At 69.7% G+C, this 26821-nt stretch carries 14 protein-coding genes and 1 pseudogene; 11 read left to right on the forward strand and 4 right to left on the reverse strand.

What is annotated here, in order from left to right:
• Positions 1 to 45: 45 nt before the first annotated feature.
• A complete protein-coding gene (locus ABWI04_RS15900; protein WP_345172403.1) occupies positions 46 to 687 on the reverse strand; it encodes a carbonic anhydrase in 642 nt (213 codons plus the stop codon).
• A 744-nt stretch (positions 688 to 1431) separates the two neighbouring features.
• Between ABWI04_RS15900 and ABWI04_RS15905 the strand changes: the two genes are divergently transcribed.
• From ABWI04_RS15905 to ABWI04_RS15915, 3 genes are all read left to right on the forward strand, one after another.
• A complete protein-coding gene (locus ABWI04_RS15905; protein WP_345172405.1) occupies positions 1432 to 1707 on the forward strand; it encodes a hypothetical protein in 276 nt (91 codons plus the stop codon).
• 304 nt (positions 1708 to 2011) lie between these two features.
• A complete protein-coding gene (locus ABWI04_RS15910; RefSeq protein ID WP_353832884.1) occupies positions 2012 to 3529 on the forward strand; it encodes an MFS transporter in 1518 nt (505 codons plus the stop codon).
• A gap of 482 nt (positions 3530 to 4011) precedes the next feature.
• A complete protein-coding gene (locus tag ABWI04_RS15915; RefSeq protein WP_353832885.1) occupies positions 4012 to 7245 on the forward strand; it encodes a WD40 repeat domain-containing protein in 3234 nt (1077 codons plus the stop codon).
• A gap of 762 nt (positions 7246 to 8007) precedes the next feature.
• Here the strand turns inward: ABWI04_RS15915 and ABWI04_RS15920 are convergent.
• Positions 8008 to 8481, reverse strand: a complete 474-nt coding sequence (locus ABWI04_RS15920) for an HIT family protein (RefSeq protein ID WP_353832886.1) — start codon at positions 8479 to 8481, stop codon at positions 8008 to 8010.
• 118 nt (positions 8482 to 8599) lie between these two features.
• Here ABWI04_RS15920 and ABWI04_RS15925 point away from each other — a divergent pair, with 118 nt between their 5' ends.
• The 8 genes and pseudogenes from ABWI04_RS15925 to ABWI04_RS15960 all read left to right on the forward strand — a co-directional run bounded on the left by ABWI04_RS15925 (position 8600) and on the right by ABWI04_RS15960 (position 20782).
• Positions 8600 to 8800, forward strand: coding sequence for a DNA-binding protein (locus ABWI04_RS15925; protein ID WP_353832887.1), 201 nt, complete (start codon positions 8600 to 8602; stop codon positions 8798 to 8800).
• A gap of 1188 nt (positions 8801 to 9988) precedes the next feature.
• Positions 9989 to 10069 (forward strand): annotated as a pseudogene (locus ABWI04_RS15930) (hypothetical protein); the annotation flags it as partial.
• Between the two features lie 467 nt (positions 10070 to 10536).
• Positions 10537 to 13053 (forward strand): lantibiotic dehydratase, encoded by a 2517-nt coding sequence (locus tag ABWI04_RS15935; RefSeq protein WP_353832888.1) that lies wholly within the window; start codon positions 10537 to 10539, stop codon positions 13051 to 13053.
• Positions 13046 to 13984, forward strand: a complete 939-nt coding sequence (locus ABWI04_RS15940) for a thiopeptide-type bacteriocin biosynthesis protein (protein WP_353832889.1) — start codon at positions 13046 to 13048, stop codon at positions 13982 to 13984. Before ABWI04_RS15935 ends, ABWI04_RS15940 begins: the two co-directional genes overlap by 8 nt.
• Entirely contained in the window at positions 13984 to 15090 is a 1107-nt protein-coding gene (locus ABWI04_RS15945) for a thiopeptide maturation pyridine synthase (RefSeq protein ID WP_353832890.1), read from the forward strand. Before ABWI04_RS15940 ends, ABWI04_RS15945 begins: the two co-directional genes overlap by 1 nt.
• Positions 15091 to 15124: 34 nt before the next feature.
• Complete coding sequence (locus ABWI04_RS15950; protein WP_353832891.1) at positions 15125 to 16558, forward strand: SagB family peptide dehydrogenase; 1434 nt, start codon at positions 15125 to 15127, stop codon at positions 16556 to 16558.
• Positions 16555 to 18723 (forward strand): hypothetical protein, encoded by a 2169-nt coding sequence (locus tag ABWI04_RS15955; protein ID WP_353832892.1) that lies wholly within the window; start codon positions 16555 to 16557, stop codon positions 18721 to 18723. Before ABWI04_RS15950 ends, ABWI04_RS15955 begins: the two co-directional genes overlap by 4 nt.
• Positions 18710 to 20782, forward strand: a complete 2073-nt coding sequence (locus ABWI04_RS15960) for a TOMM precursor leader peptide-binding protein (protein WP_353832893.1) — start codon at positions 18710 to 18712, stop codon at positions 20780 to 20782. The genes ABWI04_RS15955 and ABWI04_RS15960 overlap by 14 nt, the downstream gene beginning before the upstream one ends.
• A gap of 1384 nt (positions 20783 to 22166) precedes the next feature.
• On the opposite strand, the gene ABWI04_RS15965 is transcribed toward ABWI04_RS15960, so the two are convergent.
• Both ABWI04_RS15965 and ABWI04_RS15970 read right to left on the reverse strand, forming a co-directional pair.
• On the reverse strand, positions 22167 to 23750 hold the full coding sequence (locus ABWI04_RS15965) for a PLL family lectin (RefSeq protein ID WP_353832894.1): 1584 nt from the start codon (positions 23748 to 23750) through the stop codon (positions 22167 to 22169).
• Between the two features lie 80 nt (positions 23751 to 23830).
• Complete coding sequence (locus ABWI04_RS15970; protein WP_353832895.1) at positions 23831 to 26716, reverse strand: AfsR/SARP family transcriptional regulator; 2886 nt, start codon at positions 26714 to 26716, stop codon at positions 23831 to 23833.
• Positions 26717 to 26821: the final 105 nt, after the last annotated feature.

Below are 26821 nucleotides of genomic sequence, written 5' to 3' on the forward strand. Positions count from 1 at the left end.
GTGGTCGGGACCGCGGGTGGCCGGGCCCCGGTGGTCGGGACTCGGTCAGGGCACGGCGGAGATCGCAGTGTCCAGGCCGCGGGCTACGACGATCTCGGCGTTGCCGTCGGCCAGGCGGTAGCGAAGGCCCACCACTGCGGCCTGCCCGGCGGTGACCTTGTCGGCGAGTGCCCGGGAGCGGTCCAGCAGCAGGTCGACGGTGTGCCGTACGTGCTCGGCCAGGATCTGTTCCGGCTCGGCTCGTCCGGCAGCGCGGGCGGCCAGCACGCTGGGCGTCACCCGCTCGACAACATCCCGGACGTACCCGGCCGGTGGCATGCCGTGCTCCAGCGCGGCGCACGCCGCGCCGACCGCGCCGCACGAGTCGTGACCCAGCACCACCACCAGCGGGCAGCCCAGAACTTCCACACCGTACTCGATGCTGCCCAGTACCTCCGGCCCCATCACCTGGCCAGCGGTACGCACCACGAACAGGTCGCCAAGACCCCGGTCGAAGATGATCTCGGCCGCCAACCGGGAATCGGAACACCCGAACAGCACCGCGAAGGGCTGCTGGGCCGGGGCGACCTGGCTGCGGCGGGCGGCGTCCTGGTTTGGGTGCTCGACGGTACCCGCGACGAAACGCCGGTTGCCGGCCAGCAGCAAATCCAAGGCCTCGCGGGGCGTCGGGTTCGTGATCTCGGTCATGGCCGCAGCCTATGAGCCGGTCACAGCCGCCGCATCTCTGCCCTGCGCCCTGGGGTGTTGCGGCCCTGAGTCCCCGCGCGCCACCCTCCCCGGGTCAACAGAGACCTGGTCTCACGGCGGCTCGGGCAACAGGATCGGCTGAACCGTCCGGCAGCGACGCCTCGACCTCCTCGCCGCGAACGCGGCGGCAGAGCCTGCTGCCCCGTCGAGCGCTGCCGCCGGCGCGGGGGGCGAGTGGACCCCGGTCTCTGACACTTGATGGTGTTCGCTGCGGTCCAGGGCCGCCTTCGTGTTCGAGCTTCGCACGGTCTCGGGGCTGAGAAGTTCTGACCTCACCTCAGGGCCGGGCGGGCGCTCCCCAGCGGGACGGGGAATGGGAGAGCCTTGGGCCCGCCCCAGGTGCGCCATCCGCTGATGGTCCTGGGCGCGGTGCCGGCGCACGCGTTTCCGCGGGTTGAGGAACCTGCGGAACCGGGGTGCCGATGACGAGGATGTGCGTCGTTCGCCGACCGCCCACGGCACCGCTGCGGTTCCATAATGACCATGATGCGAAGAAGGTCATCGGCCGCCGTCGTCGCCGTTGGTGTCGCTGTCGTGTTCGCCGCTCTCTCGTCCTGTTCCTCTGCTTCCCCGAACGGGTCTCCCGCCAAGGGCCAGCCCGCCAGATCCGGTTCCGGGTCACCGGCACCCGATCCCACGCCGACCGGGCCGTGCGCTGATGGGACGTGCGAGATCAAGGTCGCCGTGGGCGACGTTGTGACAGTGCCGGGAAAGTACGGCCTCGGGCCGATCGAGGTGACGGCGATCACCGGCCGCGCGGTCGAGATGGTCGCGCCGCTGACGGGGTCCGGCTACAGCATTTCGGGCTGTTCCGGTGGCGGCGGCGTTTCGTCGCAGGGCGGCGACGTCCGGCTGAGCTGCGAGAAGGGAACCACCGCGACCATCAACAACGCCATGAGCCTGGAAGTCGCCGAGATCCTCGACACCGCCGCCGTCCTGCGTATCGAACCCACCGGGTGAACGCTGGAACCAGGTCTGGAACCAGCTCACACCCCACCGGCGCAGCCAGATACAACCAGCCACATATAGGACCCTCAAGGAGCATTCCTCGACAGAGTGCCTCCCCAGATCGCATGCACGTAGGCGGCGATCTGCCGGAAGGTACTCAGCCTTGTACCAACCGCCGGTAGGCGTCCGCGCCAGCACTCCCCACCAGCATGACGAGGTGGGGCATATGGGAGTGGAACAGGTTCATATCGCTCAGGACGTCTACGACAAGCTCGGTGAGCGGGCGTTGCAGGAGATCGCTCGATAGCTTTGGCCGGTGGACCGTCAGACGGGCGGTTTTAACAATCGCTTGCCGTCGACCGAGCACGCCTCCTCTTCATCATCAGGTGACTTCTCCGGCGCGCTGGTGCTGATTACCGTCTCTGGCGAACGTGAAAGACGGCACCGCCGAGGCGCCAGCCACATCGGGTCAGATACTCAGCGCTCGGCTCGATACGGCTTGAACACTGACTGGCTGGAGGACATGACGGAAGCCTCATCGCGGGCTCGTCGGTTGTTCCTGGGCGGGCAGTCGATGTCTCTGCTCGGTGACGGCTGCGCGGTGCTCGCTGTGCCGCTGCTGGTCCTGCAGTTGACCCGTGACCCGTTGGCGGCGGGTCTGGCGGCCGCGCCGCGCGGGATCGGCTATCTGCTGGTCGGACTCCCCGCGGGGCCGATCGTGGACCGGCTGAATCCGTGGGCGTTGCTGGTCGCCATGGATGTGCTCCGCGCCGGGGTCTTCGTGATCCTTCCCGCGTTGGTGTGGCTGGGGGCTGCCCCGCTGGGGGCCGTGCTGGCCCTGGCGTTCGTGGGCGGGGCCGCCACGGTGTTCTTCGACGCCGCGTTGACCGTCGCCGTGAAGGACCTGTTCCCGGCCGAGGGGTTGCTGAGGGCCAACTCGACGTTGGAGAGCGCCGACCGGACATCGCAGATGGTGGGCCCGGCCATCGTCGCTCTGCTCGCCACCTGGATCGGTGTCGAAACCGCGTTACTGATCAACGCGGCGACCTTCGCGGTGTCGCTGGCCACCCTGGTGCCGCTGCTGATCGATGTGAGGGCGGGGCGGGCGCGGGGCGATAACGCCTGGAAGGCACGGTCGGCCGGTCGTCCGGCGCCCGGCAGGTCCGGCCGAACCCGGGTGACACCAAGATCGGTTCGCCTGATACTCCGCAGGCTCGGGGAGGATCTTTGGGAGGGCCTGCGGTTCATCGTCGGCTTTCGCCCGCTGCTGGCCCTCACCATCGTTCAGACCCTGGTCAACCTCTGCCTGGCGGTGGACACCCTGATCGTCTACTTCGCCCGCGTGCAGTTGGGCCTTGCGACGCCGCTGGTCGCCGCCGTGATCACGGCGGGTGGGGCCGGCGGGATCGCCGGGGCGGTCACCGCTCCGTTCATCGCGGCGCGGCTGGGGGCGATGCCCTCGATCAGCCTGGGCATCCTGCTGGCGGCCGGCTCCCTGCTGGTCATGGGAGCCAGCACCGGGTGGGCGCCCCTGCTGGCCGCCAACGCCGTGCAGATGTGGGCGGTGTCGATCGCCAGCGTGATCAACCGCAGCACCCGGCAGCGCTGGATTCCCCGCGAGCTTCTCGGGCGGGTCACGACAGCAGCACGAGCGTTGTTCGTCGCGGCGACCCCTGTCGGTGCCGCCGTAGCCGGCGCGGTGACCAAAGCGTCCGGCCACGACCCACGCCCGGCCTTCCTGGGCGCCGGCCTGCTGATCGGCGTCATCATCGGCTGCGGCTGGTTCGGCGCGCTCCGGCGATACGACCTTCCGGCTGCAGTACCCGACTCCTGAGGCACCGGTCCGCTTCGCACGAAGGCCTGCGGGCATCTCAACACGCGGCTTCTGGCTCCTGAGGAATCACCGCTCAATGCGGGCTTGATTGTGGCCGCGAAAAGCAGCAACGCTTGTTCGCTGGTTTGGGCGACGGGCGCCAGTGAACCAGGGCAGAGATGCCGATGAGATCTGGTGACGGTGTATCGCCGTTGGCCAGCCGGTTGCTGCTCAAGCCCCGACCTGCGACCTGTCGGCATCGTGGCCGGGCACCGCCCAGTCGACAGGCCGCGGCACGGGTCGCGCCGCCGCGACCGGTCGCGGTCAGCCCGCAACGTTGGTAACCCTTGGCTGGGCGGCCTCTTCTGGGTTGGTCCCGGCGGCCCGGACACGTCCCACCAAGAACATGGAGAGCGGCCCTGGCCTCCGGGGGTCTGACACTGGTGGAACGAGGCTCGGCCAAGCTCGCGGCCCTCGTCGGCACCCTCCGCTAGCATCCCCGGATGATCTTCTCGGATGCCGAACACCCGGCCGATCGCATCCTCACCGACCCCGCCCGGCTGGTGCACGACGACCCTGATGAGATCCTCTCGCTCCTCTCCCATGCACGCAGCGGCCCCGCCCGCTTGGCTGCGGCGGTTTACCGCACTTCCCTGCAACGCCACCGCCGGGTCGACCCCGCGCGGCGCGCCCAGGCGCTCTCGCTCGACGCTGCGCGCTGGGGCTCCGACGACCTCGCGCGTGACCTGGCCGCAGTGCCGGTAGCCTCCGGGCACGAAGGCGCAACCGTCGACTGGAACACCGGGATGCCGCCTAACGACCGCCTGATCCGGCGGTTCTCCGGCCGCACCGACCGCGTGTCCGCGATGGCGACCGCGGTCCTCGACGGCCGGCCCGTCGTCGTCACCGGCAGCTACATCAACGAGAACGTGCGCGTGTGGGACCTCGCCACCGGCACCGAATCGAGCGAACCCATGGGCGCCAACCCCACCGCCCTCGCCACCACGGTGCTGGACGGTCGTCCCGTCGTCGTCACCGGCGAGCTGCGGGGCGGCATCCGCAGATTCGACCTGGCCACCGGTGCCGAGATCGGCACCGCGATGCCCGCGCACGACTGCGCCCACGCGATCGTCATCACGCGGCTCGACGGGTGCCCCGTAGCGGTGAGTTGCGCCTACGCGCCCGACGCCGTGCAGGTGTGGGACCTCGCCCGGGGAACGCGCATTGGCGAGCCGCTCGACGGCCACACCGGGCTGATCGAAGGTGCGGACCTGGCCGAGGTCGACGGACGCACGGTGCTGGTCACCTCCAGCATCGATCGCACGGTGCGGCTGTGGGACCTCGCCCGCGGCACGCAGATCGGCGAGTCTCTCGACTGCTACGGCAGTGCCGTGGCGACGACCGTCCTGAATGGCCGCGCGGTGGCGGTTACCGGCGGCGGGCCCGACCAGGGGCTGCTCATCTGGGACCTCGCCGACCGCATTCCCATCGGCGCGCCCCTGCACGGCCATCAACTGCGCCCCGCCGACATCGCCATCACAGAGGCCGACGGGCGACCGGTCGCCGTCAGTGCCGGTTACGACCGCACCGTGCGGCTGTGGGACCTCGCCGAGGGCGTCCAGCTTGGGGACGCCCTCACCGACCACACCGACGCAGTGACCTGCGTTGCCGTCACGAACCTTGACGGGCGCCCCGTCGCCGTCACCGCGAGCCGCGACGACACCATGCTGCTGTGGGACGTCTCCCTGCGGGGCTCGGCCCGGCCGCGACCGGAAGCGCGAGAGGACCGCCCGGCCTGGCGCCTGGATTGGGCCACAGGCTCCGACCTCAGCGAGCGCGCGCTCATGTCGATCCCCGGCGAGACTCACGCGCTGGCAGCCGGTTCCCTCCACGGCGATCCCATTGTGGTGTCCGCCAGCGATCGCGAACTGCGGGTGCTCGACCCCGCCACGGGGGAACGGCTCGGTGAGCCCATGACCGGCCATGGCGAGCGGGTGACCGCAGTGGCGGCCACCGAGCTGGACGGGCGGGCCGTCGCGGTCAGCGCCTCCGCCGACAACACGGTGCGGCTGTGGGATCTCGCCGGAGGCGCCCTTATCGGTGAGCCGATGAAGGGGCACACCCGCACCGTGGAGGCGGTGGCCGTCGTCGAGGTCGACGGGCGCGCCATCGCCGTCACCGGCGGACGCGACACGACGGTGCGGATGTGGGACCTCGCCCGCGGCACCCAGATCGGCGAGCCGATGACCGGCCACACGACCCCAGTCAACGCCATCGCCGTCACCGAACTGGACGGCCGCCCTGTCGCCCTTACCGCAGGCGGAGACTTCCCCCGCAGGGACACCGCCGTGCGGATCTGGGACCTGGCCAACCGCGAGCCGCTGGGAGCGCCCCTCGACGCCGGCACACGCGAAGTGTCGGCGATCGCCACAACGGTGCTCGATGGCCACCCCGTCGCCGTCGTTGTGGCCCGAGACGATGACACCGTCGTGTGGGACCTGGCCACGCGCACCGAACTCCGCCGCCTGCCGACCGCGCGCCACCGCCCCCAGGCCGTCGCCGTCGCCCGGATGGACGGGCGTGCCGTGGCCGTCATCGGCGACGGCACAGGCGAGGTCCTGGGCGGCACCGTGCGTCTGTGGGACCTCGCCACCGGCAAGCCGATCGGCGACCCCCTGGCCACCGACTCCACGACGGCTGTGGCCGTCGCCGAGATCGGCGGTCGACCGCTCGCGGTCACCGGGGGAGCCGGCTCCGTGCGCGTGTGGGACCTGTCCCCGAATCCGCCGATCCCGGCGCGTCCACGCACGGGCCACCTCGGCGGCCTGGTCGCCGTCGGGCTGACCGAGATGGGTGGACGCCCCGTCGTGGTCACCGGCGCCTACCGCTCGGGCACCGTGCGGACCTGGGACCTCGACAAGGGCGAACGCGTCGGCGCCCCGATCGACGTGGGCTATCTCAGCGACATGGCGGTCACCAAGGTCGATGGTCGCCCCGCTGTCGTCATCAGCCCGGACAACGACTTCGGCGCCTGGGACCTCGCCACCGGCGAAGAGCTGCTGCGCTACCCGACCGACCATGTAGCGGAGGTGCTCGCGATCGCGGTAGCGCACGACCGCGACCGTCAGCTGGTCATCACCGGAACCTACGACAACGCGGTCTCCGTCCACGTCCTGGGCAGCGGGGCACGGGCCGGCCGGCGCAGGACGACCCTGCACGGAGACCCCGTTCGCGCCGTCGCCGTCGCTGAGGACGACCAGGGCCGCCCGCTCGCGGTCACCGTGGGCGGCTCGGTGTCGGCCGAGGCCAACGTGTGGCAGGCGCGCAACGGCCGCCAGGTGTGCTGGGCGGACGCGGGCCACACCGACGACGTGAACGCCGTCGCCACGCTGCTCCTGAACGGCCGGAAGGTGGCGGTCACGGCGGGCCGCGACAAGGCGGTTCGCGTGTGGGGCGTCGACGACGGCAATGCCGTCCTGCCACCGCTGAGCGGCCACACCGGCATCGTCAACGCGGTGGCGGCGGCCATAGTCAACGGCAGGCCGACCGCGATTTCGGGCGGTGACGACCGTACCGTCCGGGTGTGGGACCTCACCGGTGGACGCCCGGCCGGTGACGAGCTCGTCTTCCCGCACCCGGTGACGGCGCTCGCCCTCAGCCCTCAGGGGCGCATGGTCGTATGCTTCGGCGGCGACGTCGCGGTCTTCACCCAGTTTCCTGGAGGGGCACAGGGGTGAGCGGGCGAGGGGCCGGAGCCAGGCGGTGCCGAGCATGAGGGCGAGCAGCACGCCTCGGCCTGGGCGCCGGGCTGGTGCGTCTGAAAGATGAACGCCTTCACTGGCGCCCACCCGGCCTCCACGCGGAACTGCGGTCGGCGCTTGGTGACGTAACACCGCACGATCCCGTGCGGGCACCTGCGCGCCATGCTCGCCGACGAGTCGGTCGAAAATTCGCTTGACGGTGTGGCGCTGCTTCCCCGGCGCGGTCAGATCGGCCCGCAGCACCGTATCGATCAGCGGCTTGTAGTGGTCCAGCCGCGACGCCCGCGGGGCCATCTTCATGCGCGGCTGCGGCCATGGCCGACTCCAGTGCCTTCCGGACGGTCGGGTGGGACACCCCGTGCTTGCGCATCGCTCTGCGGACCGACAGGCCTGCCTTCACATCACGGCGGATGGCCGCGTCCAGGTCAGTCTTGGACGAAGACCGTCCTCACTGCACCAAGCCCTGAAGCCAACTCAATGCGGTCCTGCTGACCTCAGTGATGGCGGCTGCGCCTCACTTGGGATCCCGGCCCCGCGATGCGCGCCATCGCCGGTCACGGGTTATGGCGGCCGCGATGCCCAAGCCAGCAGTGGGCCGGTCACCGCGAGATCATGCACAACGGCCTGCCAGCCCATATGCATCGAAAAGCCACCGCACCCGCCGAGCCGCCTTCCTGACATGTCTGGGGGCCCGCATACCGCCGGTACAGGAACGCGCTACTGGGCCGCGGGTCCAGGTCACGATCCATAGGACGAGAGGGACAAGGCCGCTCGGAGTTGCTCACACAACGCTTCCACCTCGGTCTCGCCTGGTACGGCCCCTTCATGGAACATCGCCATCTGCAGTGCTGGGCCGAACGCGTCGAACCGGGCCATGTCAGCCTTCACCGCGGGCTGGACCACGAAATGCAGGTGGCCCGGCACAGCATTCGCATGGGACCAGAGGCATACGTAGACCTGCTCCGGCTGGACGACCTTCGTCACCGCTGCGGCCACTCGCTGCAGCAACGGACCCAACGCCGCGCTCTCGACCACGTTCAACTCGGCGACATGGACGACGTGCCGCACCGGCTTGACCACCAGCGTCCCCAGGCCGAGCGGGCCCACCGAGTGCTCGACGACCCAACCCGACGACTCCGCCAGACGACCTCCGGGAAGAGGGCGGACCCCGACAAGAAGATCGCACGCGAGACACCCAGCGACAGGTTCCATAGAAGCCATCCTCCAGGCATCAGAGCGCAATCGCCGCAAGAGATTCGCGCCGACCGGCGATTCCTCGAATCAGCTCACCCATCAAGACCGAGAAACCTCAGAAGCAGGAGGCAGTCGTATGCGACCGCTGACGAACGCTGAACTTGCCGAATTTCCTCCCGTGGTCGACATCAGCACCGCCGCCCGAGCCCTCGGTCTCTCCCGCTCTTACGCCAACCAACTCGCCAAACAGGACCAGTTCCCCTGCAAGATCCTCCGCATCGGCATCTGCTATCGCGTCCCCACAGCCGCCCTTCAAGCGCTGCTCAGCTCCGACTAACCGGAGCGCGCCGCTCCTGGGAGCTCGCTTGAGGGAGCAAGAAAGTCGGTCGAACGCTGAGGGTGCGGAGCTGACCATCTCTGGGATGCCCGTCCGGCCCGCCGGGATGGCGTGAGCTGTGGGCCGGAGGGAGCCGGGTTTGTGGATCCGGCCCTCCGGTTGGGCGGTCGCTGGCCTGAGTGTCGCTGCGTCTGTGGCGCGCTGAAGGCCTGACGATCGGCGCGGCTGGGTTGGACACGGCGGAGAGGGCGCGGGGCGGTGCCCGCGTCTTCTGGTCCTGTGTGAACCGTCCGGGTGCCGGGGGAGACGGCTCGATTCGCTAACGAACGGCTAACCAACGATCAAGAGGCGCACGACCCCTTGACCCCCTGGCACAGCAGACCAGTCGATCAAGGTCGATGGAAGTCGATCGGGGAGCCCCTCACCTGCGAAAGCGTGGGGGGAGTCATGACGAGTCCGGAGGAGTCCGACCACGGTGGCTCCCCGATCGGCTCTCCATGTTCTTCCGGCCCAGGAGGGTTCTACGGCGGGCAGAGTTCGAAGCTTCAACTTCGATGGTGTGTGGGTGGCTGTCAGTGCGCGTCGATGGAGTCTGTGATGCGGCGGGCCTACTGTCATGTCCACCGTGATGATGCCGTGGGCAAGGGGAGCCCGGCGGTTCGAAACCCTGCAGATCTCGACATGGTGTCCACCCCGCACTGGGCGAACATCAGCCGCGCGAGGATGTCGTTGTAGGAGCGGACCGCATGCCGCCACCGGCCCCGCTCGGCGGAGGTGTCCACACCGATCTCCACTACCGACTTCGGCGAGACACCGATGTGGCGGATCGGTACCTGCGCCACGGGTCAGCCTCCCGCCCCAGCCCATTGGCAGCGCCGTGGGCCGGGGTGCTCTCGGCCCACGGCGGTGAGCTGGCCGGCGAGCTTGAACCGGGCCGGTGCTGCCAGCGGAGCCGAACGCGCCACGACCCCGTCGCCCCCTCATGTCCCTCATCGGTCCCGACCGAGGAGTGACCGGGAAGTGACTGGCGCGAGAGCGGCCTGGGGCAGCCTGAACAGGTATCCGATCCGCTAGTGCGTCGCCTTGGCCAGCGGACTGCCGCATGCCGGAGCGCGACGGCGTCAGAACGACAGAAAGGACGACGGCATGAGTGACGAAAAGATCACCTCTGACCTCGACGGCCTGCCCATGGACGTCTTCGAGCTGGCCGAGCTGGCCGGGGTGTCCCAAGCGGAGTTGGAAGTGGAGTCCTTGACCGCTGGTCACGGAATGCTCGAGACAGGTGCCTCCCCTTGCGCCTGCGTGTGCAGCAGCCTCTGCTCCTGCACATGCTGCTCCGCCTGACCGGCAGGGCGGGACCCGAGGCCGGCAGGCGCGGCTGACCGGGAGAGGAATCACGGAGAGGACCACGAAGGGAAAGGGCAATGCGGAATGCCGGGGCACATGGGGAGTCGCCGTGCGGTGAGTGGCAGGTGGGGCCGGTTCCGCTGGTCCGACTGGCCGGGATGCCGTCGTCCGCTCTCGCAGGCCTCCGCTGCGCGAGATCCTTCGCCCAAGTCCAATTCCTCCTCGACCAGGAGGACCGGCTAGCCGCCGAGGCGGAGGCACTGACGGAAGCGCTCCACCGTCTGATCGGTGGCCTGGCGCCGGATTCGAGGGCGCGGCCGGGGCTCGTGGGGCTCCGCCGCGCACTCCACGCCCGGCGGCTACCGGGACCCCGCGCGTGGAACGCCGAGTTGGCCTCCGCGCTGCCTGCCGGTCTTGCCGGTCAGGTGGCCGACTGGACGGCACTGTGCACCGACCGCGACGGGACGCGAGAGGGGCTGCCGGCGGTTCTCGCGAGGGAGCACGCGGCCACCAATACGGCCCTGCGCGAGGCGGCGGCGGACGCCGGGTTCCGGCGCGCCTTATCCCAGGGGGCCCCGGCACTGCTCGACGACATCGGGAGCTGGATCCAGGACCCGAGACGGGCCCCGCGTCCGCGCAAGCGGCTCCGGATCGCCAAGTACCTCTCACGGGCAGCCGCCAAGACCAGTCCCTACAGCACCTTCATGTACGTCGCCACCGGACGGTGGCTCTCTGACGACCCGTCCGAGGCGCCACCGGCCGGTGCGCCGGTCGTCGCGGTCCGGCGCGGCTCGGCCGATCCGCTGGGCATGCTGGAACTCGATGGCGGGCCTCTTACCGCGCTCCGCACCCACCTGGCCCGCCATCCGGAACTGGTGGGAGCGGCCGTGGTCCGCATCAACCCCAGTGCGACGTACGTCGGCGATTCCGTGAGTTTCCTTGCCGCGTCACCGTCCGAACCTCTCATCACCCTGCGCTGCTCACCGGCGGTCACCCGCTGCCTGCGACTGCTGCGCGATGTGCGCGCTCCCCTCACCAGGGAGAAACTCGTCACGGCACTGGCACCGGGCCGCCCCGCCGGTGGCGGGAAGGACGCCGAGGGCTGCGCCGAGGCAGACCGACTGGTGGGCCTCCTTCTGGCCGCCGGGCTGCTCCAGGCCGATATCCCCATCGACGAGCACGCCGTCGATGTGCTGGGCGAGTTGAGCCGGTGGGTGCGCGCCCGCGCCCGCGAAGACACCGGTGACCTCCGCGAACTGGCCGAGCTGATCGAGGCGGTACGGGCCGAACTGCGGCTGGATGTGCCGGTGCCGGACGTGGACCGGAACCGCGCACGCCACGACCGGCTGCGGATGGCCGTCAACGCGCTGACGCGGCACATCGACATGGCTGCCGGGTACGACGACCGCGCCGCCTCTCCCACGGCCCGCCACCCAGCAGCCGGGTCCCCCGTTGCGGTCCCGCCCGCACCCATCGCGCATGAATCGGCGCTGCTGCTTGGTGAGGACGCCGAGCTGTCCATGGCCCGATGGCGCCCAGCCCTTGACGATCTCGATGTGCTGAGGTGCTTCCTCACCGTTTTCGACCCGAACCTCTCGCTGCGGATCACGTTGGGGCAACACGCTCAGGAACGCTTCAGCGAGGGCGAGGAGATCGGATTCCTCGCCTTCTACCGCTCCGTCCAAGAGGAACTGGCGGGCGACGGCGACAGCGTTTTTCACGCAGATCTCCGCCGGGCGCTCGTCCCTCTCTGGCCGGGTGTCCCAGCCACGCCCGCGGGCGGGTGGCGCCTGAAGCGCCTTCAGGAACTCGAACAATTGCGTGCACAGGCCGGTGATGCCTTATTCGGCCGGGTGGAGCGCGACGGCATCGCCCGCGCCGAGTCGGCGGTGCTGGCGGAACTGGTGGCCCGATGGCCCGACTGGATCGTGCCCCCCGCCTCGGTCGCCTGGTACGTCCAGGTTCTCTCCGCCGGTCACGAGTCCTGCCGGCTGGTGTTGAACAGCGTCCACGGCGGCCACGGCAGGGGACTCAGCCGCCTGCTGCATCTGAAGAGGCGCGCGGAGACCGGCGTACCACGGGCGTTCCCGGTCAAGGGCACGAACAATGGCATTCTCCGCGGGGGCGTACACGCTCCGACCCCCGCGGAACTCAGCGGCCTGTTCGGCTCGACCCTGAACGTGCGGCTGCCCGTCGTACCGTACGAGATCGACTACCCGTACACCACGAGCAGCCGTCCCACGGCCGAGCGGATCCCCCTGGGAGAGCTCAGCGTCAGGCTTGATCCGGCCACCGAGATGCCCGAGCTGCTCTGGGCGCGGGAAGGAATCCGGATCGTCCCCCACCACCTGGGCATGACCGCGGAGTTCACCCTCCCCAGGGCGGCGCGGTTTCTGATGCGCGCCTTCAGTCCCAGCTATTTCGTGCACTCCGTCGCCCCGCCGCTGTCAGCCGTGGGATCGTCCAGGCCCGCCGCGCCGGCCGAGGAAGCAAGCGCCGTCCACGAGCCCCGCGTCGAGGTCGGCCGCGTGGTGCTCCAGCGTGCCCGGTGGACCGTCCCGGGCGCGCTGGTCCCCTCCCGCGGGAGCGGCGAGTCGGACGCGGTCTTCATGGAGCGAATCGCCGCGTGGCTGCGGCGAGAGGGAATCCCCAGCCGGGTCTTCGTACGGGCGTGGCACACGCCTTTCCGTGTCGACGACATCAAGTCGCGCAAACCGATGTACATCGACTTCGCTTCGCCGTGGCTCCTCGCGCTCTTCGAACGCATGACAGGACCGGGTAGGACGGTCGTGCTCGACGAGGCCCTGCCCGACCCGCTCACACCACCACTCTGCGGCGCCAGGGAAGCCGTGGTGACGGAAGTACTGCTGGAGATGTCAACGGGGAGGAGCACGGGCCATGCATGAGCTGTCGATCCCGCGGGCCGGCGACGAGTCCGAGTGGGTCAGTGTCCACGCCTTCCACCAAGGCGACCTTACCGACCTCCTTCTGACCGCCGTCGAACCGCTCATGACCGCCCTCACGGCCGAAGGTACGGCGACCGCCTGGTTCTTCCTACGCTACTGGGACGGCGGCCCCCATCTGCGGCTGCGCGTGCTGCCCACCAGCCCCGCCCACCGCGACCAAGTACTGGCCCGGGTCACCGGAGAACTGGGACGGCATCTGCAGGACCACCCCTCGTCCCGGTGGCTTGAGCAACGGGAGTACGCGCACCTCGCACCGCTGCTTGCCGCGAGGGAGCACATGGCGTCATACGAGCGGCTGATGTACCCCAACGACTCCGTGGTCGCCCTGCCCTACCGCAGGGAGCACGGCCGCTACGGGTACAGCGTGAGTATCGAGGCCGTGGAGAGGCACTTCGCCGAATCCAGCCGGCTCGTCACCGGGCTGCTCCGCGCCGGTTGCCGGCGCCCGGCCCTGCGTGACACCTTCGCCTTCTGCCTGCTGCTGGTCACCTGGTCGGTCGCCCGGTCCCCATGGTCCGGGCGACGGCCGACCCCTGACGACCTCCCGGACACCGCTGAACTGGAGGCCTGCTATCTCGGTCAGCGGGACAGGCTGACCCGACTGGCGGCCGGCGTGCGGGCGTACGGGGTGCGCGGCAACGGGGAGCGCGGCCCGGCGAACGGCGCACTCGGCTTCTGGGCCAGGTCCCTGGACGAACTGAGGAGCATGCTCACCGGCGCTGGCAACGCCGGCACCCCCATCCCCGCCGTGCTGGACCTCTGCGCCCATCTGGCCTGCAACCGCCTGGGCGTCATGCCGAACGAGGAGTGGCGCATCCGCTATCTGGCCGCCCGCACGGCCGCCGAGTCCCTCGGCGACGGAGCCCGGTGATGACCGGCAACCTCAACCGGGCCGAAACCGAAACCGGCGCAACATGGCGAAGTATCCATGTGCACCACCACGACACCCGCCGTCAGGACGACCTCCTGCTGGACGCGGTGCGGCCGGTGATGGCACAGGTGCGCGATCGGGTGACAAGCGCGTTCTTCGTCAGACACTGGTTGAGGGGCCCGCATGTGCGGCTGAACGTCCGCGCCACGCCAGAGGTCTTCACCGCGGTGGTACGGCCCGTGGCCGAAGGCATGGTGGGGGAGTACCTGCGGACGGCGCCTTCCCGCACCGGCGGTCCCACGCCCAGGACGCTGGCGGGTCACCGGCGGCTGGCCGAGCTTGAGGCGGAACCGGGCCCCCTCCTGCCCTGGCATCCCGACAACTCGGTGCGTGAGCAACCGTACGATCCCCGGCTGTCCGTACTCGGCAGCGAGGAAGCGACCCGGTTGCTGACGGACCTGTACGACGCAGCGAACGACCTGGTCTTCCGTACGCTCGCGGGCGTACGGGAAGCAGGGATGTCCCGCCTTGGCGTGGCCTACGACCTGTTGATCGCCACCGCGCACGCCTTCGCCCCGTCGGGAATCGGCAGCGGATTCGTCTCCTTCCGCTCACACGCCGAGGCCTTCCTGGCAACCTGGCCGGAAGGCCACGGCAAGCGTTCCGCGTGGGACGAGCACTACACCCGACACGCCGACGCCCTCACCCGGCGCGTGGACACGGTGATCTCGGCCGCGGCTCCGGGCACGGATACGGCACGGGACTGGGTGACCGTACTGGGCCGGTCGGCACGCCGCGGACGTGAACTGATCAATTCCGGCCACGACTTCGGCATGCGCCCACGCCCTGGCGGACCAGTCCCGGCCGCCCACGGGGAACTGCTCGCCAGGAGCCCTTTCCACCGCGCTCTGGAGGACAGCCCCCGTTGGCCGCGAATCCGCGAGTCCGCAGAATTCCTGCACTATCGGCTGAGCCTGAACCTGCTCTATCTCCACCTGACCCGGCTGGGCGTCACCCCCATGGAACGCTTCATGCTGTGCCACCTCACGGCCAACGCGGTGGAGGACGCCGTGGGAGTGCGGGCCATAGACCTCCTCCGGTCCTGAAAGAACCCGTAAGCCCTTCGTCGAAAGGCACTCCATGCCGGATGTCACCGCAAGCCTCGAAGAACTGCTCGGGATGCGCCGCGGCGTGTACAGCGCGACTAGTCCCAGTGGAGAACTCTTTCTGCTCTCGGCCGGGCAGGCCCAGTCCCTCGGCAGACCAAGCTCGGTACAGCGCGCGCTCCTGCGCGAACTGGCGGGACCGCCGCGCACCTTAAAGGAGCTGCTCGCCGCGGCTCGCGCGCCGGACAGCGACAACGACACTCCTCGCCTGATCCATCGCCTGCGGGAGGCAGGGTGGCTCACCATCACGGCTGTCACTGAGGGGAGACACACCCACACGGTGGAACCGCTCGTCCCGCCGCCACCACCGCCCCAGCCGCCAGCCGAGACGGAAGAAGGATGGCCGGTGCTGTCCCGCTTCGCCGCCGTCTTGCGACGCGATGACGGGCTGGTCCTGCAGTCCCCCCGGGCCTGGTGCGACGTCAGCCTGCACGACCCGGCTGCGGTGGGGCTACTCGGCTACCTGGCCGGTACAGGAACGCATCAGCCGCCCGGCAATCTGCCGCACCCGGCCACCACGGCCCGGCTCCTGTATGACCTGCGCTGGGCCGGTTTGACCGTCCGATCAGCAGGTGAGGAGGACGGCGAAGCGCGCACCCGTCAGTGGAGTCCGCACGAGCTGTGGTTCCACGAGCGCAGCCGGGTGGGATCCAGGGCCGCACTCGGTGAAGGGTTCGGTGCCACGCTCTGGGCCCATGACCGCTTCCCACCCGTCCCCGCGCGCCACCGGCCGTATCCCAGCCGCGTCGTCGACCTGCCCCGCCCCGACCTCGGTGCGCTGCGCGCTACCGACCCGACGCTCACCACTGTGCTGGAAGACCGCCGCAGCATCCGGGTGCACGTGGACGCCCCGGCCCTGAGCACCGCGCAGCTCGGGGAGTTCCTCTACCGGTGCGCCCGCACCAAGAAGGTCGTTTCCTACGGGGGCGGGGTGGAGTCCGCAGCGCGCCCCTACCCATCGGGAGGGGGGGTCCACGAACTGGAGGTGTACCCGGTCGTGCGCCGGATGGCCGATCTCGACCCGGGCATGTACCACTACGACTCGCACGCTCATGAACTGCGTCTGGTGCGCGAGCACACCCACCCGGCGGTACTAAGGCTGTTGCGCACCGCCGCCACCGCCCACCGCGGTCCGTTGCAGGTGCTGCTGGTAATCGCAGCCCGCTCCGGCCGGGTGATGCTGAGGTACGAGGCCATGGCATACGCACTGACTCTTAAACACGTTGGTGTTCTCTACCAGACCATGTACTGCGTGGCCACGGCGATGGGACTGGCGCCGTGCGCCCTGGGTGCCGGCGACGCCCCGGCGTTCGCGCATGCGACCGGTCGCGACGCATTGGAGGAGTGCGGCGTGGGGGAATTCGCCCTTGCCTGCACTCCCGCAACCCATCAGAAGGGGGAGCAGTGAAGCCCCGGCCGGACGATCCGGCGAACGGTTCGCGCCTGCGCTGGCGGGACGACGCGTATGCGGCGCTCTCGCCCACCGGTACTGCCGTGCTCACCCACCGCGGCACCACCATCTTTACCCAACCGGGAGCGCTCCGGTGGATCGAGCGGCTGATGCCCCATCTCGACGGGCGCCATACCCTGGCCGAGCTGACCGCTGACCTGCCGCCGGACCGTGCGCGGTACGTCGAACGCCTGGTGACCGCGTTGCTGGATGCCGACGCAGTGCAGGGGGCAGCGGAGGCAATGTTCGATCCAGGTGACTCTCCCCAGGGGGCCGCCGCTGCTCACCGAGGCGAGACGACGTTCCTCAGCTACTTCAGCGACGCGGGGCCACAGGCATTCCAGCGCTATCGCGACAGCACCGCCCTGGTCCTCGGCGCGGGCCCCCTGCTGCCCGCCGCCCTGCGAGCCGCCTACCGCACGGGACTCCGCAAGGTGCACGCTGTCGTCACCGCCGAATCCCCTACCGACGAGGAAGCGCTGTACACCGCCGCTCGCACCGGTACGGTGACCCGCGGTGGCCCGCCAGCGTGCATCAGTTGGTACCAGGGCGTCGCGGAAACTGAGGTGGAACTGGCCCGGCTGCTGGGCTCTCCCGATTTGATCGTCCACTGCGCAGGCCGGCCGCTGCCCGAACGCGCCAGGCTTATCGACCGCCTGTGCGAGCGCGGCGGCGCGATCGTGGTGCAGATGCTCCTCGCGGGAGATGACGTGTGGCTGGGGCAGGCCGGCTGCCCGGGCCCGGGCCGGCCGGGTGCCTCTGCGGCCCTCCACCGGCTCACCCGCCCCGGCGACGAACACGCCCCAAGCGGACAGCGAGCGGCGGAACGGGCAGGCGTGGCCGCCGCAGCCAACCGAGCGGTCCATGACCTCTTCCGCCGGGCCACGAACGTAGCGCCGTCCTCCGACCGCCCGCACCTGACCCGGGTGACGGGGCAGGGCCTCGACGGCGGCGTCCACCACTTCCTGCCGCACCCCCTCGCCTCACCGGCCGCACCCCCGTCCACGGAGGAATTCATCGACCACGTCCTCCGGCTCCAGCAGACCCCGGCACTGGCCGCCGACGACTTCTCCCGGCGCGCCGCGGCTTGCTCGGATCCACGACTCGGCGTCATCGGGGAGGTCTCGGAAGGTGACCTCCCACAACTTCCCCTGCACATGGCACGAAGTCTCGTCTCCGACCCCGTCGGACTGCTCGAACCGGGCGGCCGCGCACCCGTGACAGCGGTGGGCACGGACTTCACCGCCGCTCGGCACCGCACCGCAATGGCCGCCCTCGCGGCCTACACCTCGCTGATGCTCGACCCGCGTCGCCTGCTGACGGCATCGGGCCGTCCTCTGCTCGAAGCCGACGCGGCACCATCCGCCGCGCTCGCCACCCTGACAGGTCCCGGCCCGGCCGGCGTGCTCCCGGCCACGGCACACGCGTCCAGCGGCTTCGTCCACACCCTCTGCCTGAAAAGCGGCCGACCACACCGACTGCCAGCAGCGGTGGCCTTCCCCGCCCTGCGGCGCGTCCCCGGCGCCTACCGAACCCCCTGCGGAGTCGCAGCGGCGCACACTTGGACGGCGGCGCTGCAGATGGGCCTCCTGCAGCATTGCGAGCAATTGACCGTCTCCTGGGCCCGCTCACCATCCCGACCACCCCTGCCGCAGATCGATCCGGAGTCCATTCCCCAGGACGCGACGGTCCGCTGGTGCTTGCCCATGGCGCTGGCCCTCGGCCTGTCTCTCACCGTTCACGATCTCACCGGCCCGCTGGGGGTGCCGGTTCTCGCCTGCCGCCTCGGCGACCGTCTCACGGCATACGGCAGCGGCACGACCTACACCCGCGCTCTGGGTGAGGGACTGCTGCAGCTGCTGGCGTCCTGGCAGACACCCCCAGGACTCGGCAGATCCCCCGGGCATCCGTGGCACGGAGAACCGGCGATGCCGCCCGGCCGGCTCGGCGACCGCATCATACGGCCGGTGCGGCCCAGGCCTGCGCCGCCCGTGTCCGACCTGGTGGCCGCCCTGACACGCTCGGGCCTGCGTGTTCTGGCCGTCCCCCTGGATCATGACCCGCAGGTCCACGCGCTCGTGCCGTTCACCGTGCATGTGGTGGTGACTCATGACAGCCCCTGACCTTCCGACGGCCGCATTCCTGGTGCTGGGCGAGGGGGTGCTTCGCGACGCAGTCGCCGGCACTCTCGCCGAGTACGGCACGGTGCTCCCGACTGTGCCGGAACCTGCCCCGATGGGTGACCCACACGGCAGCGCCATCCGGGCGGTGGTGTCGCTCAGCGACATCTGGCGCGCGGAGCACCCGGCGCAGCTGAGGCGGTGGCGCCCGGGCCTTCCGGTGCCCCGGCTTCCCGTACGCGCACGGCTCGGCACCGTCGTCATGGGACCGCTGGACTTGCCGGGAACCACGGGTTGCGGGCTCTGCATGCACATGCGCGCCCGCCGTGTGCGCCCGGGCCTGGAGGACACCGAAGCCGTGCGGGAAGCACACTCCGCGGCGCTGTCCGAGCGGCCCTCGTCGTGGCTGACCACGCTGAGCTGCGACACCGTGGCCGCACTGGTCGCCGCGGAGATGACGCGCCTTGTCCGCCCCACCAACCCCGTGCTTCCACCCGACCCCTCCGCCGCGCCCCTCACCCACCGGGCGGTCCTCCATGTCGACCTGGAACAGCTGGCCGTCACCCGGCATCCGTTCCTCCCGGAACCCCTGTGCCCGGAGTGCGGGATACTCCCCGACGATGGACCCGAGCACGCGCAACTCGTAATCTCCGCCCGGCCTAAACCCGCACCGGACCACCACCGGATTGGGCTGGTCCACGGCCGATACGACGCCGTCCTCGATACCTATGTCGACGCGCAGGCCGGAATGATCCCCGCCCTCGGCCACGACACCCAAGGCGGGCTCGTCGTGGCCGTCGCTCCGCTGCCGCTGCGCGCTCCCGGCCGTACCGAACATGGGTTCGGTCGTACCCGCAGCCACCAGGCGAGCTCACTGACGGCGGTGCTGGAGGCACTGGAACGCTGGGGCGGCGTAGAGCCGGGAGGGAAGAGGACGGTGGTGCGTGGAACTTACGCCGACCTTGCCGGCCGGGCACTGGACCCTCGTGTCCTCGGAGAGCACTCCGAGCAGAGCTATCGGCTTCCCGGCTTCGGTTACCGGCGCTTCACCGAGGATGCCGTCTGCGATTGGGTGTGGGGATACTCCTTCGCCCGGCGGGAACCGATCCTGGTGCCGCAGACCTTCGCCTACTACGGCGGACCTCACCGGAGGGCCTCGGAGGAACGGCCTTTCGCTTACGAGACCTCCAACGGCTGCGCCCTGGGCAGTTGCCTGGAGGAGGCCATCATCTACGGCATCCTGGAAGTCGCCGAGCGCGACGCGTTCCTGATGACCTGGTACGCCCGCATCTCCGCGCCCCTCATCGATTTGGAATCCTGCACCGATCGAACCGTGCCGCTGCAGGCCGCGGCCATCACCGCTCGCACCGGCTACCGGGTGCGGGTCCACGACACCACTCTCGAGCATGGTGTCCCGACCGTGTGGGCCATGGCGGTGCACCCTGGCGACCACGCATTCGGCGGCCGCGCCGGAGGCCTTCCCAGGACAGTCTCCGCCGCCGGCTCCCACCTGCTCCCGGAGAAGGCCGTGCTGAACGCGCTGAGCGAACTCGGTCCCATCCTCGCCGACCGTATCCGCAGGCATCCGGCTGAGCAGCAGCGCGCCAAAGACCAGGTCGACGACGCCTACCTGGTGGAGACGATGGCAGACCATGCTCTCCTGTACGGGGCCTGGGAGGCCTACGACCGCCTGGGCTTCCTCACCGAGGAACCGGCGACATGCGCCATGAGAGACCTAGCCGCTAGACGAGACGGCGAACTTCGCGGACCCGGCGGCTTCCACAACGACGACCTACGAGACGATCTGGCGGGGCTGGTCCGGCGCTACACCGATGGGGGGATGGACGTCATCGTCGTCGACCAGACCACGCCCGAGCACCAAGCCGGCCGACTCGCCTGTGTCAAGGTTCTCATCCCCGGCACCCTGCCTATGACCTTCGGACACCAGCACCGCAGGACACATGGTCTGCCCCGGCTGCGTGACGTCCCGCACCGCCTCGGTCACACTGCCCGCCCGCTGCGCCATGACGAGATGAACGACCATCCGCACCCGTTCCCCTAGGCCAACCGGTCATCGCGGGCCCACGCACGGCCGCCCATGCCTCTAGGAGCCCCTATGTTCGTCGCGGTACTCGCTTGGGATCTGGCTGAATCCCCCGTGACTTTCGCCGAGCTTCGCGCCTGGGTGGCGGGCACGGCTGCCGCCCAGTACGCGGCGTTGCCGGGAGTCTGTATCAAATGCTGGTTCTCGAACGAGGAACGGAGGGTGTGGGGGGCCGTCTACCTGGTGGAATCTCCTGAGGCCATCCATCCGGACAGGCTGCCGCGGCTACCGGACGGCAGTACCGGGCCGGTGGGGACCCCCCCGACGTCCGTAGCGTGGTTTGCGCTCGAAGCGTGTGTGTTCGGGCCTGGTGACATGGCGACCCTAGTATCCGCAGGACTTGCGATGTCCGCAGGTCTCCGCCCCTCGAAGCGACCGACGGCACGTCTGCGCCGTACGGCTCTCACTCGCCCGAGCGACCGATCGGTGAGGCCGTCGCAGCCGCCGCCCTCTGGGCTCGCCTGAGGATCCAGCCCTCACTCAACTCGAATGCAACCGCATTGCGATCGACGGGTCCGTTCCGTGAGCGATGGGGCGTGGGGCCACTACGGGCGAGGCTGTTTCTGCAGGTCAAGCCGGGGTATGGCGGCCTCGTGCAGTGGTGCGGACTGCGGGTCGGGCTGAGCAGTGGCGGCGGATGGGGGACCCTTTCTCGACGCCGAAATGCGGTTTCTTGGTGACCCCATCGAGAGCGCTCGATCCGCGATGCCTACCGATGTCCGTCCGGTCACGTGGGCTGCTTCGGGCAATGCCCCGACCGCATGGCCTTCGGTCGGCCCGTATGTCTCGCCGCGAAGGAGAATGGGCTCGGCTTGGCCCGCATTCCGCAGACGGTTCCAGATAAGCAAGTAGAGGGCGAATCCGGTGGACGCCGCTATGGTCACGAGCGGTGCAAGCAGCAGGCTCTCGGCGAGTGCATGGCGGGTGGCATGGGGCTCCTTTATAGGCACTGGTGGTCAGGGACAGAATGGTGTTCTTCGCGGTCATTGCGGAACTGTGCATACACCCGTGCGCAGCCGTGGGCGTTCCACTCTCGCTCCCAGCTGCCCGTTGCATTTGGCCGGGGCCGATCCGGAACGTCACGGTTCGGTGGTCGTCCACATCGTCGAGGTATCCGACGGCGATGTCGGTAGCGAACCCGGTCCGGTGATAGGCAGCGGTGGCGGTGTCGTCGTCCAGGTGAGGTTCACCGAGTCGGAACTAAACCCGAAAGGAGCACCGTCCAGGACCCGGTTCAGGGCCCTGACGAGCCCGCCTCTCTTATATCTCCGGTGATCACCATGTCATTGCGATCTGCCAGTTGAGAACAACGCTCACCTGTCACCGGCCGAGCGACGGTCGGTCAGTTCTCTGGAAGTGGTGGCGGGCTTGCCGCGGTGGCCTGCAAGGACCTGCTGTCAGGGTCGGGGGCGAGGTTTCCTTCCATGTCGACCCAGGTGTCGTGCCAGGCGTGGCCGTGTTCAGGGCCTTGCTGCCAGGTGTGGGTGACACGCCCGCCGGGGTCGCGGGCGAACACCGACAGGTCGCCGCTGGGATTGAGGACGACGGCCGGGTCGCTGGTGAGCTGGCCGCCCAGAGGCGTCCATCCTGACCAGGGTCCGCCGGTTCCGGTCTGCCAGCGGTGGTGCAGGCCGTTGTCGGTGCCGCGGGCGAACAAGACCATGCCGCCGTCACGGCCGACGAGGACGGTGGGGCGGCCTTGGGTGGCGCCTTCCATGTCGACCCAGCCCTCGTGCCAGGCGTAACCGTCTTCGGGGCCGTGCTGCCAGGTGTGGGTGACACGGCTACTGGGGTCGCGGGCGAACACTGAAAGAGCGCCGTTGGGGCTGAGCACCACGGCCGGGTCGCTGGCCAGTTGGCCGCCCAGAGGCGTCCATCCTGACCAGGGTCCGCCGGTTCCGGTCTGCCAGCGGTGGTGCAGGCCGTTGTCGGTGCCACGGGCGAACAAGACCATGCCGCCGTCGCGGCCGACGAGGACGGTGGGGCGGCCTTGGGTGGCGCCTTCCATGTCGACCCAGCCTTCATGCCAGGCGTAACCGTCTTCGGGACCGTGCTGCCAGGTGTGAGTGACACGCCCGCCCGGATCACGAGCGAACACCGACAGAGCGCCGTTAGGACTCAGGACCACGGCCGGGTCGCTGGTGAGCTGGCCGCTCAGGGACACCCAGTTGGGGGCCCATGCACCGGCTTCGGACTGCCAGGTGTGCCACAGAGCCCCGTCGTCACCGCGGACGAACACCGCCAACTTGCCGTAGCGCCCCACCAGCGCCCACGGACGCCCTACCGCCGCCGCCGCAGGACGGCCCAGCGGCGTCCACCCCGACCATGCACCACCCGGGGCGTTCTGCCAGCGATGGATCACCGCACCGGAAGCATCGACACCGAACACCACCATCCCCGAACCGTGGTCCACCACCGACGGCACCCCCACACTCACCCGCGACACCCACCGGGACGCGGTCCACCAGGTGGTCTGCTTGCGGGCGCCGGCCCAGTTGAAGCTGAAGTGCACGTGGTTGGTGTGCGGGTTGTCTCCGGTGTACGGTCGCCAGCCGGCGTCGGGGCGGTACGCCTCCCACATGCGCCGGTTCCAGATCATGTACATGATCCCGAAGCGGCGGGCAAGTGCGTGCGGGTTGCCGTGCCGGTCGGTGGCCAGTAGCCAGTCGATGAGATCGGCTGCGATATGGGCCTGGGTGTGGACGTCCACGCCCCAGTCCCAGGCACGTCCTTCCTTGTGTTCACTGGGGCCGCCGCGGCCGCACTCCCTGCTGATTCCGAGGTCGTGTGTCTCGGGATAGGCGGCGAGCACCAGGTCACGGAACGCGGCCACTCCGGGCTTGGCCGCCGGGTCGCAATCCTGCTGGCCTTCGTACCTCGCGTACGGATCGATCTGGGGACCGAAGTCCGGCGGCCGAGGTGGCATGGCTGTGCTCCTTGAGCAGGAAAGTGGTCCCGACACGACCTACTCTTCGCCCGCCCTCTATCGCCTCGGTCACCTCCCGGTCACGCGGTTGGGCCGCGGTCCCGCAGGGGCGTCGTGGTGGGCGTCCTCTGGCGGAAGACCTCGTCGGCGATGCCGAGCGCGAGCGTGACGCCGTCCTCGGCGTCGCCGCCGATTTGCCAGGCTTCGGCATACGCCTCCGCTTCCAGGTGTTCGCGGGCCCGATCCTTCGCGCGCGTGTGCTGGACATGGAGAGGGATGAGGCCGGTGAGCGCGGCACCGGTCACCTGGCGTTGGCGATGCGCGGCTCCCAGCAGTTGAGCGGCATGATGATGATGCTCGAGCGCGCTCGCCGCCCAGGCGAGTGTCTCCAGGGCCCATGCGGGACCCCACCGGTCGTCTATGCGGCGTTGCCGCACCAGGGCGTCGCACAGAGGCAGCAGCGCACCGCTGGGATCCCCATGCAGGAGTTCGGTCAGGCCGGTGCACCATTGGGCCCAGGTGCAGGCCCACTCGGCGCCAGAGGCGTTGGCGTCGGCGACGTAGGCTTCGCACGCGGAAACGGCGGTGCTCTGGTCCCCGAGGAAGGCGGCGGCAATCGCCCAGAACATCGTGGCCATGTGAGCGTCTCCGGTGTGGCCGGCGGCGCGGAAGCCCTCCCGCGCCCGCGCCAGTTGGTCGATGCAGGCGGGGTCGCCGTGCGCCAGCAACATGTGCACACCCTCGACATAGGCCACGGCTGGGGATTGCGCGCGCGACGGATCGGCCGAGTGGCAATGGTCCAGGAACGTTCGGGAGGCCGCCTGGTCTCCCTGGAGGGTCGCGATGAAGGCCTTCATGACCGTCGCCACGATGGTCGTCTCGCAGATTTCAGGGGTGAGATTCGCCGACAGACTCTCCAACCAGTGCCGCGCCTCGCCCAGAGTGCTGCTGAAGAACCAGGAGCGGGTGCGGGTGAGGTCCGCGGCGATCTGGGCCCCATTGTGAGCCCGCTCGGGTCGGGTGAGGCAGAACCCGAGGGCGGCGCGCAGGTTGGGGAGTTCTGTGCGCAGCCGGTCCAGCCATCGGACTTCTCGGGGGCTGCACCAGTCCGCAGCGGCAGATTTGGCCAGGGCTTGGTAGTGGTCGCAGTGGCGACCGCGGTACTGGACATCGTTGTCGCCTGCCCGGAGGCGGTCCAGCCCGTATTGGCGGATTGTTTCCAGAAGCCGGTAGCGAGCGGCGCCACCGGTACGCAGCCGGATCTCGCCGTCGACCGCCAGGACCGACTTGTGGATGAGCCCGGTGATCAGGTCGAGCAGGTCGGCTCCGTCGATGCCGTCCCCTGCGCAGACGGCCTCGGCGGCTTTGAGGTCGAAACTCCCGGCGAAGACTGACATGCGTGTCCACAGCAGGCGTTCCGCCGACGTGCACAGGCCGTAGCTCAGGTCCATGACGCCGCGCAGGGTCTGCCGATAGCGGTTCTCCGCAGGTGTCCGTGGGGCGGCCAGGAGCCGGAAGCGGTCGTCCAGACGGTCCAGGATCTCCTCGGCGGTAAGGGATGTCAGGCGGACGGCCGCAAGCTCGATGGCCAGCGGAATGCCGTCCAGCCGGCGGCAGAGTTCGGTGGCCGAGCCACTGTCGCGCACTGGGGCTGCGCAGGCCTGCGCACGGTCGCTCAGCAGCCGGACGGCCTCGCAAGCCCCCTCGGCGAGATCGTCGTGAAGGCCCAAGCCGGAGACGACAAGCACGTGCTCGCCCGGCACCGCGAGCCGCTCGCGGCTGGTGGCGAGAACCCGGAGGCCTGGAGCCGCGCACAGCAGGTGCTGCACCAGCGGCGCCACGGCGTCCACCAGATGTTCGCAGTTGTCCAGGACGAGCAGCAGCCGCCGATCGCGCACATGGTCGGCCAAGGAGTCCACTGCCGAGCGCACGGACTGGTCGCGTATCTCCAGGGCTTCGGCGACTGCGCGTGCCACCAGCGTCGCGTCGGTCAGCGCGGCCAGGTCCGCCAGCCACACCCCTTCGGGGAAGGAGGCCGACACCTGCCGAGCAGCGCGCAGGGCGAGCCTGGTCTTGCCGACTCCTCCTACTCCGGTCAGCGTGACCAGACGGGACAGGCGCAGGAGGCGCCATGTCTCGGCCAGTTCTTTCTCCCTGCCGACGAAGGACGTCGTTTCGGAAGGCAGGTTCCCCAGATCGCGTGCTGTGCGCGGGTGTACCGCGGCGATCTGCGGGTCCGCCGCGAGTATCCGCCGATGAAGCCGCTGGAGTTCTTCGCCCGGATCGATTCCCAGCTCGTCGGCGAGCAGACGGGTGACCTGGCGGTAGCACTCCAGCGCCTCCGCCTGCCGACCGCGTTGGAAGAAGGCGAGCATCTGCTGCGCCCAGAAGCGCTCGCGCAGCGGATGGCGCTCGGTCAGACGCCGCAGCTCGGGGAGGGCATCGCTGGGACGCCCGCACCGGATGACCGCGTCGATCCACGACTCCTGCGTGGCCAGGCGCTTCTCGTGCAGGGCCGCGACGACATCTTGAAACCGCTCTGTGGGTAAATCCGCCAGGGCTTCGCCTCTCCACAGTCCGAGGGCCTCGCCGAGCACCGCCGCGGCCTGCTCGTGGTCTCCCACAGATGACAGGGTTTCTCCCTTCCGGACGAGCGAGTCGAATCGGCGCGCGTCCAAGCCGTCCCGTGTCACGTGCAGCACGTAACCGTGACGATCGGTCACCACGACGTTCGGTCCCAGAACCCGGCGGAGCCGCAGGACGTAGTTCTGGAGGGCGTTACGCGCCCCTTGCGGCGGGTTCTGCCCCCACAGTCTGCTCACCAGGGCGTCCATTGAGACGGTCTGATCGGCGTTGATGAGCAGCGCCGCTAGGAGACAGCGTTGCCGCTCGGCGCGGATCGTGACGCTGACGCCATCGCGTGTGACGTTGAGAGGGCCCAAGATCCCGAACTCGTACCGAACCACCACCCAAGAATATAACAACGAGTTACCAAATAGACACTCTACGACTCCATGTCTCAACGCTGCCAGGCCGTCCGGACGGCGGTACTCGCACCCGCCCAGTGGAGG

This window comes from Actinomadura sp. NPDC000929 (assembly GCF_040492065.1).
In the GTDB taxonomy this organism is placed as follows: Bacteria; Actinomycetota; Actinomycetes; order Streptosporangiales; family Streptosporangiaceae; genus Spirillospora; species Spirillospora verrucosospora.

Bases quoted from the DNA above. Each gene is read 5' to 3' on its own strand.
- ABWI04_RS15900 (WP_345172403.1), bottom strand. From the start codon at position 687: ATGACCGAGATCACGAACCCGACGCCCCGCGAGGCCTTGGATTTGCTG.
- ABWI04_RS15915 (WP_353832885.1), top strand. From the start codon at position 4,012: ATGATCTTCTCGGATGCCGAACACCCGGCCGATCGCATCCTCACCGAC.
- ABWI04_RS15920 (WP_353832886.1), bottom strand. From the start codon at position 8,481: ATGGAACCTGTCGCTGGGTGTCTCGCGTGCGATCTTCTTGTCGGGGTC.
- ABWI04_RS15925 (WP_353832887.1), top strand. From the start codon at position 8,600: ATGCGACCGCTGACGAACGCTGAACTTGCCGAATTTCCTCCCGTGGTC.
- ABWI04_RS15940 (WP_353832889.1), top strand. From the start codon at position 13,046: ATGCATGAGCTGTCGATCCCGCGGGCCGGCGACGAGTCCGAGTGGGTC.
- ABWI04_RS15945 (WP_353832890.1), top strand. From the start codon at position 13,984: ATGACCGGCAACCTCAACCGGGCCGAAACCGAAACCGGCGCAACATGG.
- ABWI04_RS15950 (WP_353832891.1), top strand. From the start codon at position 15,125: ATGCCGGATGTCACCGCAAGCCTCGAAGAACTGCTCGGGATGCGCCGC.
- ABWI04_RS15960 (WP_353832893.1), top strand. From the start codon at position 18,710: ATGACAGCCCCTGACCTTCCGACGGCCGCATTCCTGGTGCTGGGCGAG.
- ABWI04_RS15965 (WP_353832894.1), bottom strand. From the start codon at position 23,750: ATGCCACCTCGGCCGCCGGACTTCGGTCCCCAGATCGATCCGTACGCG.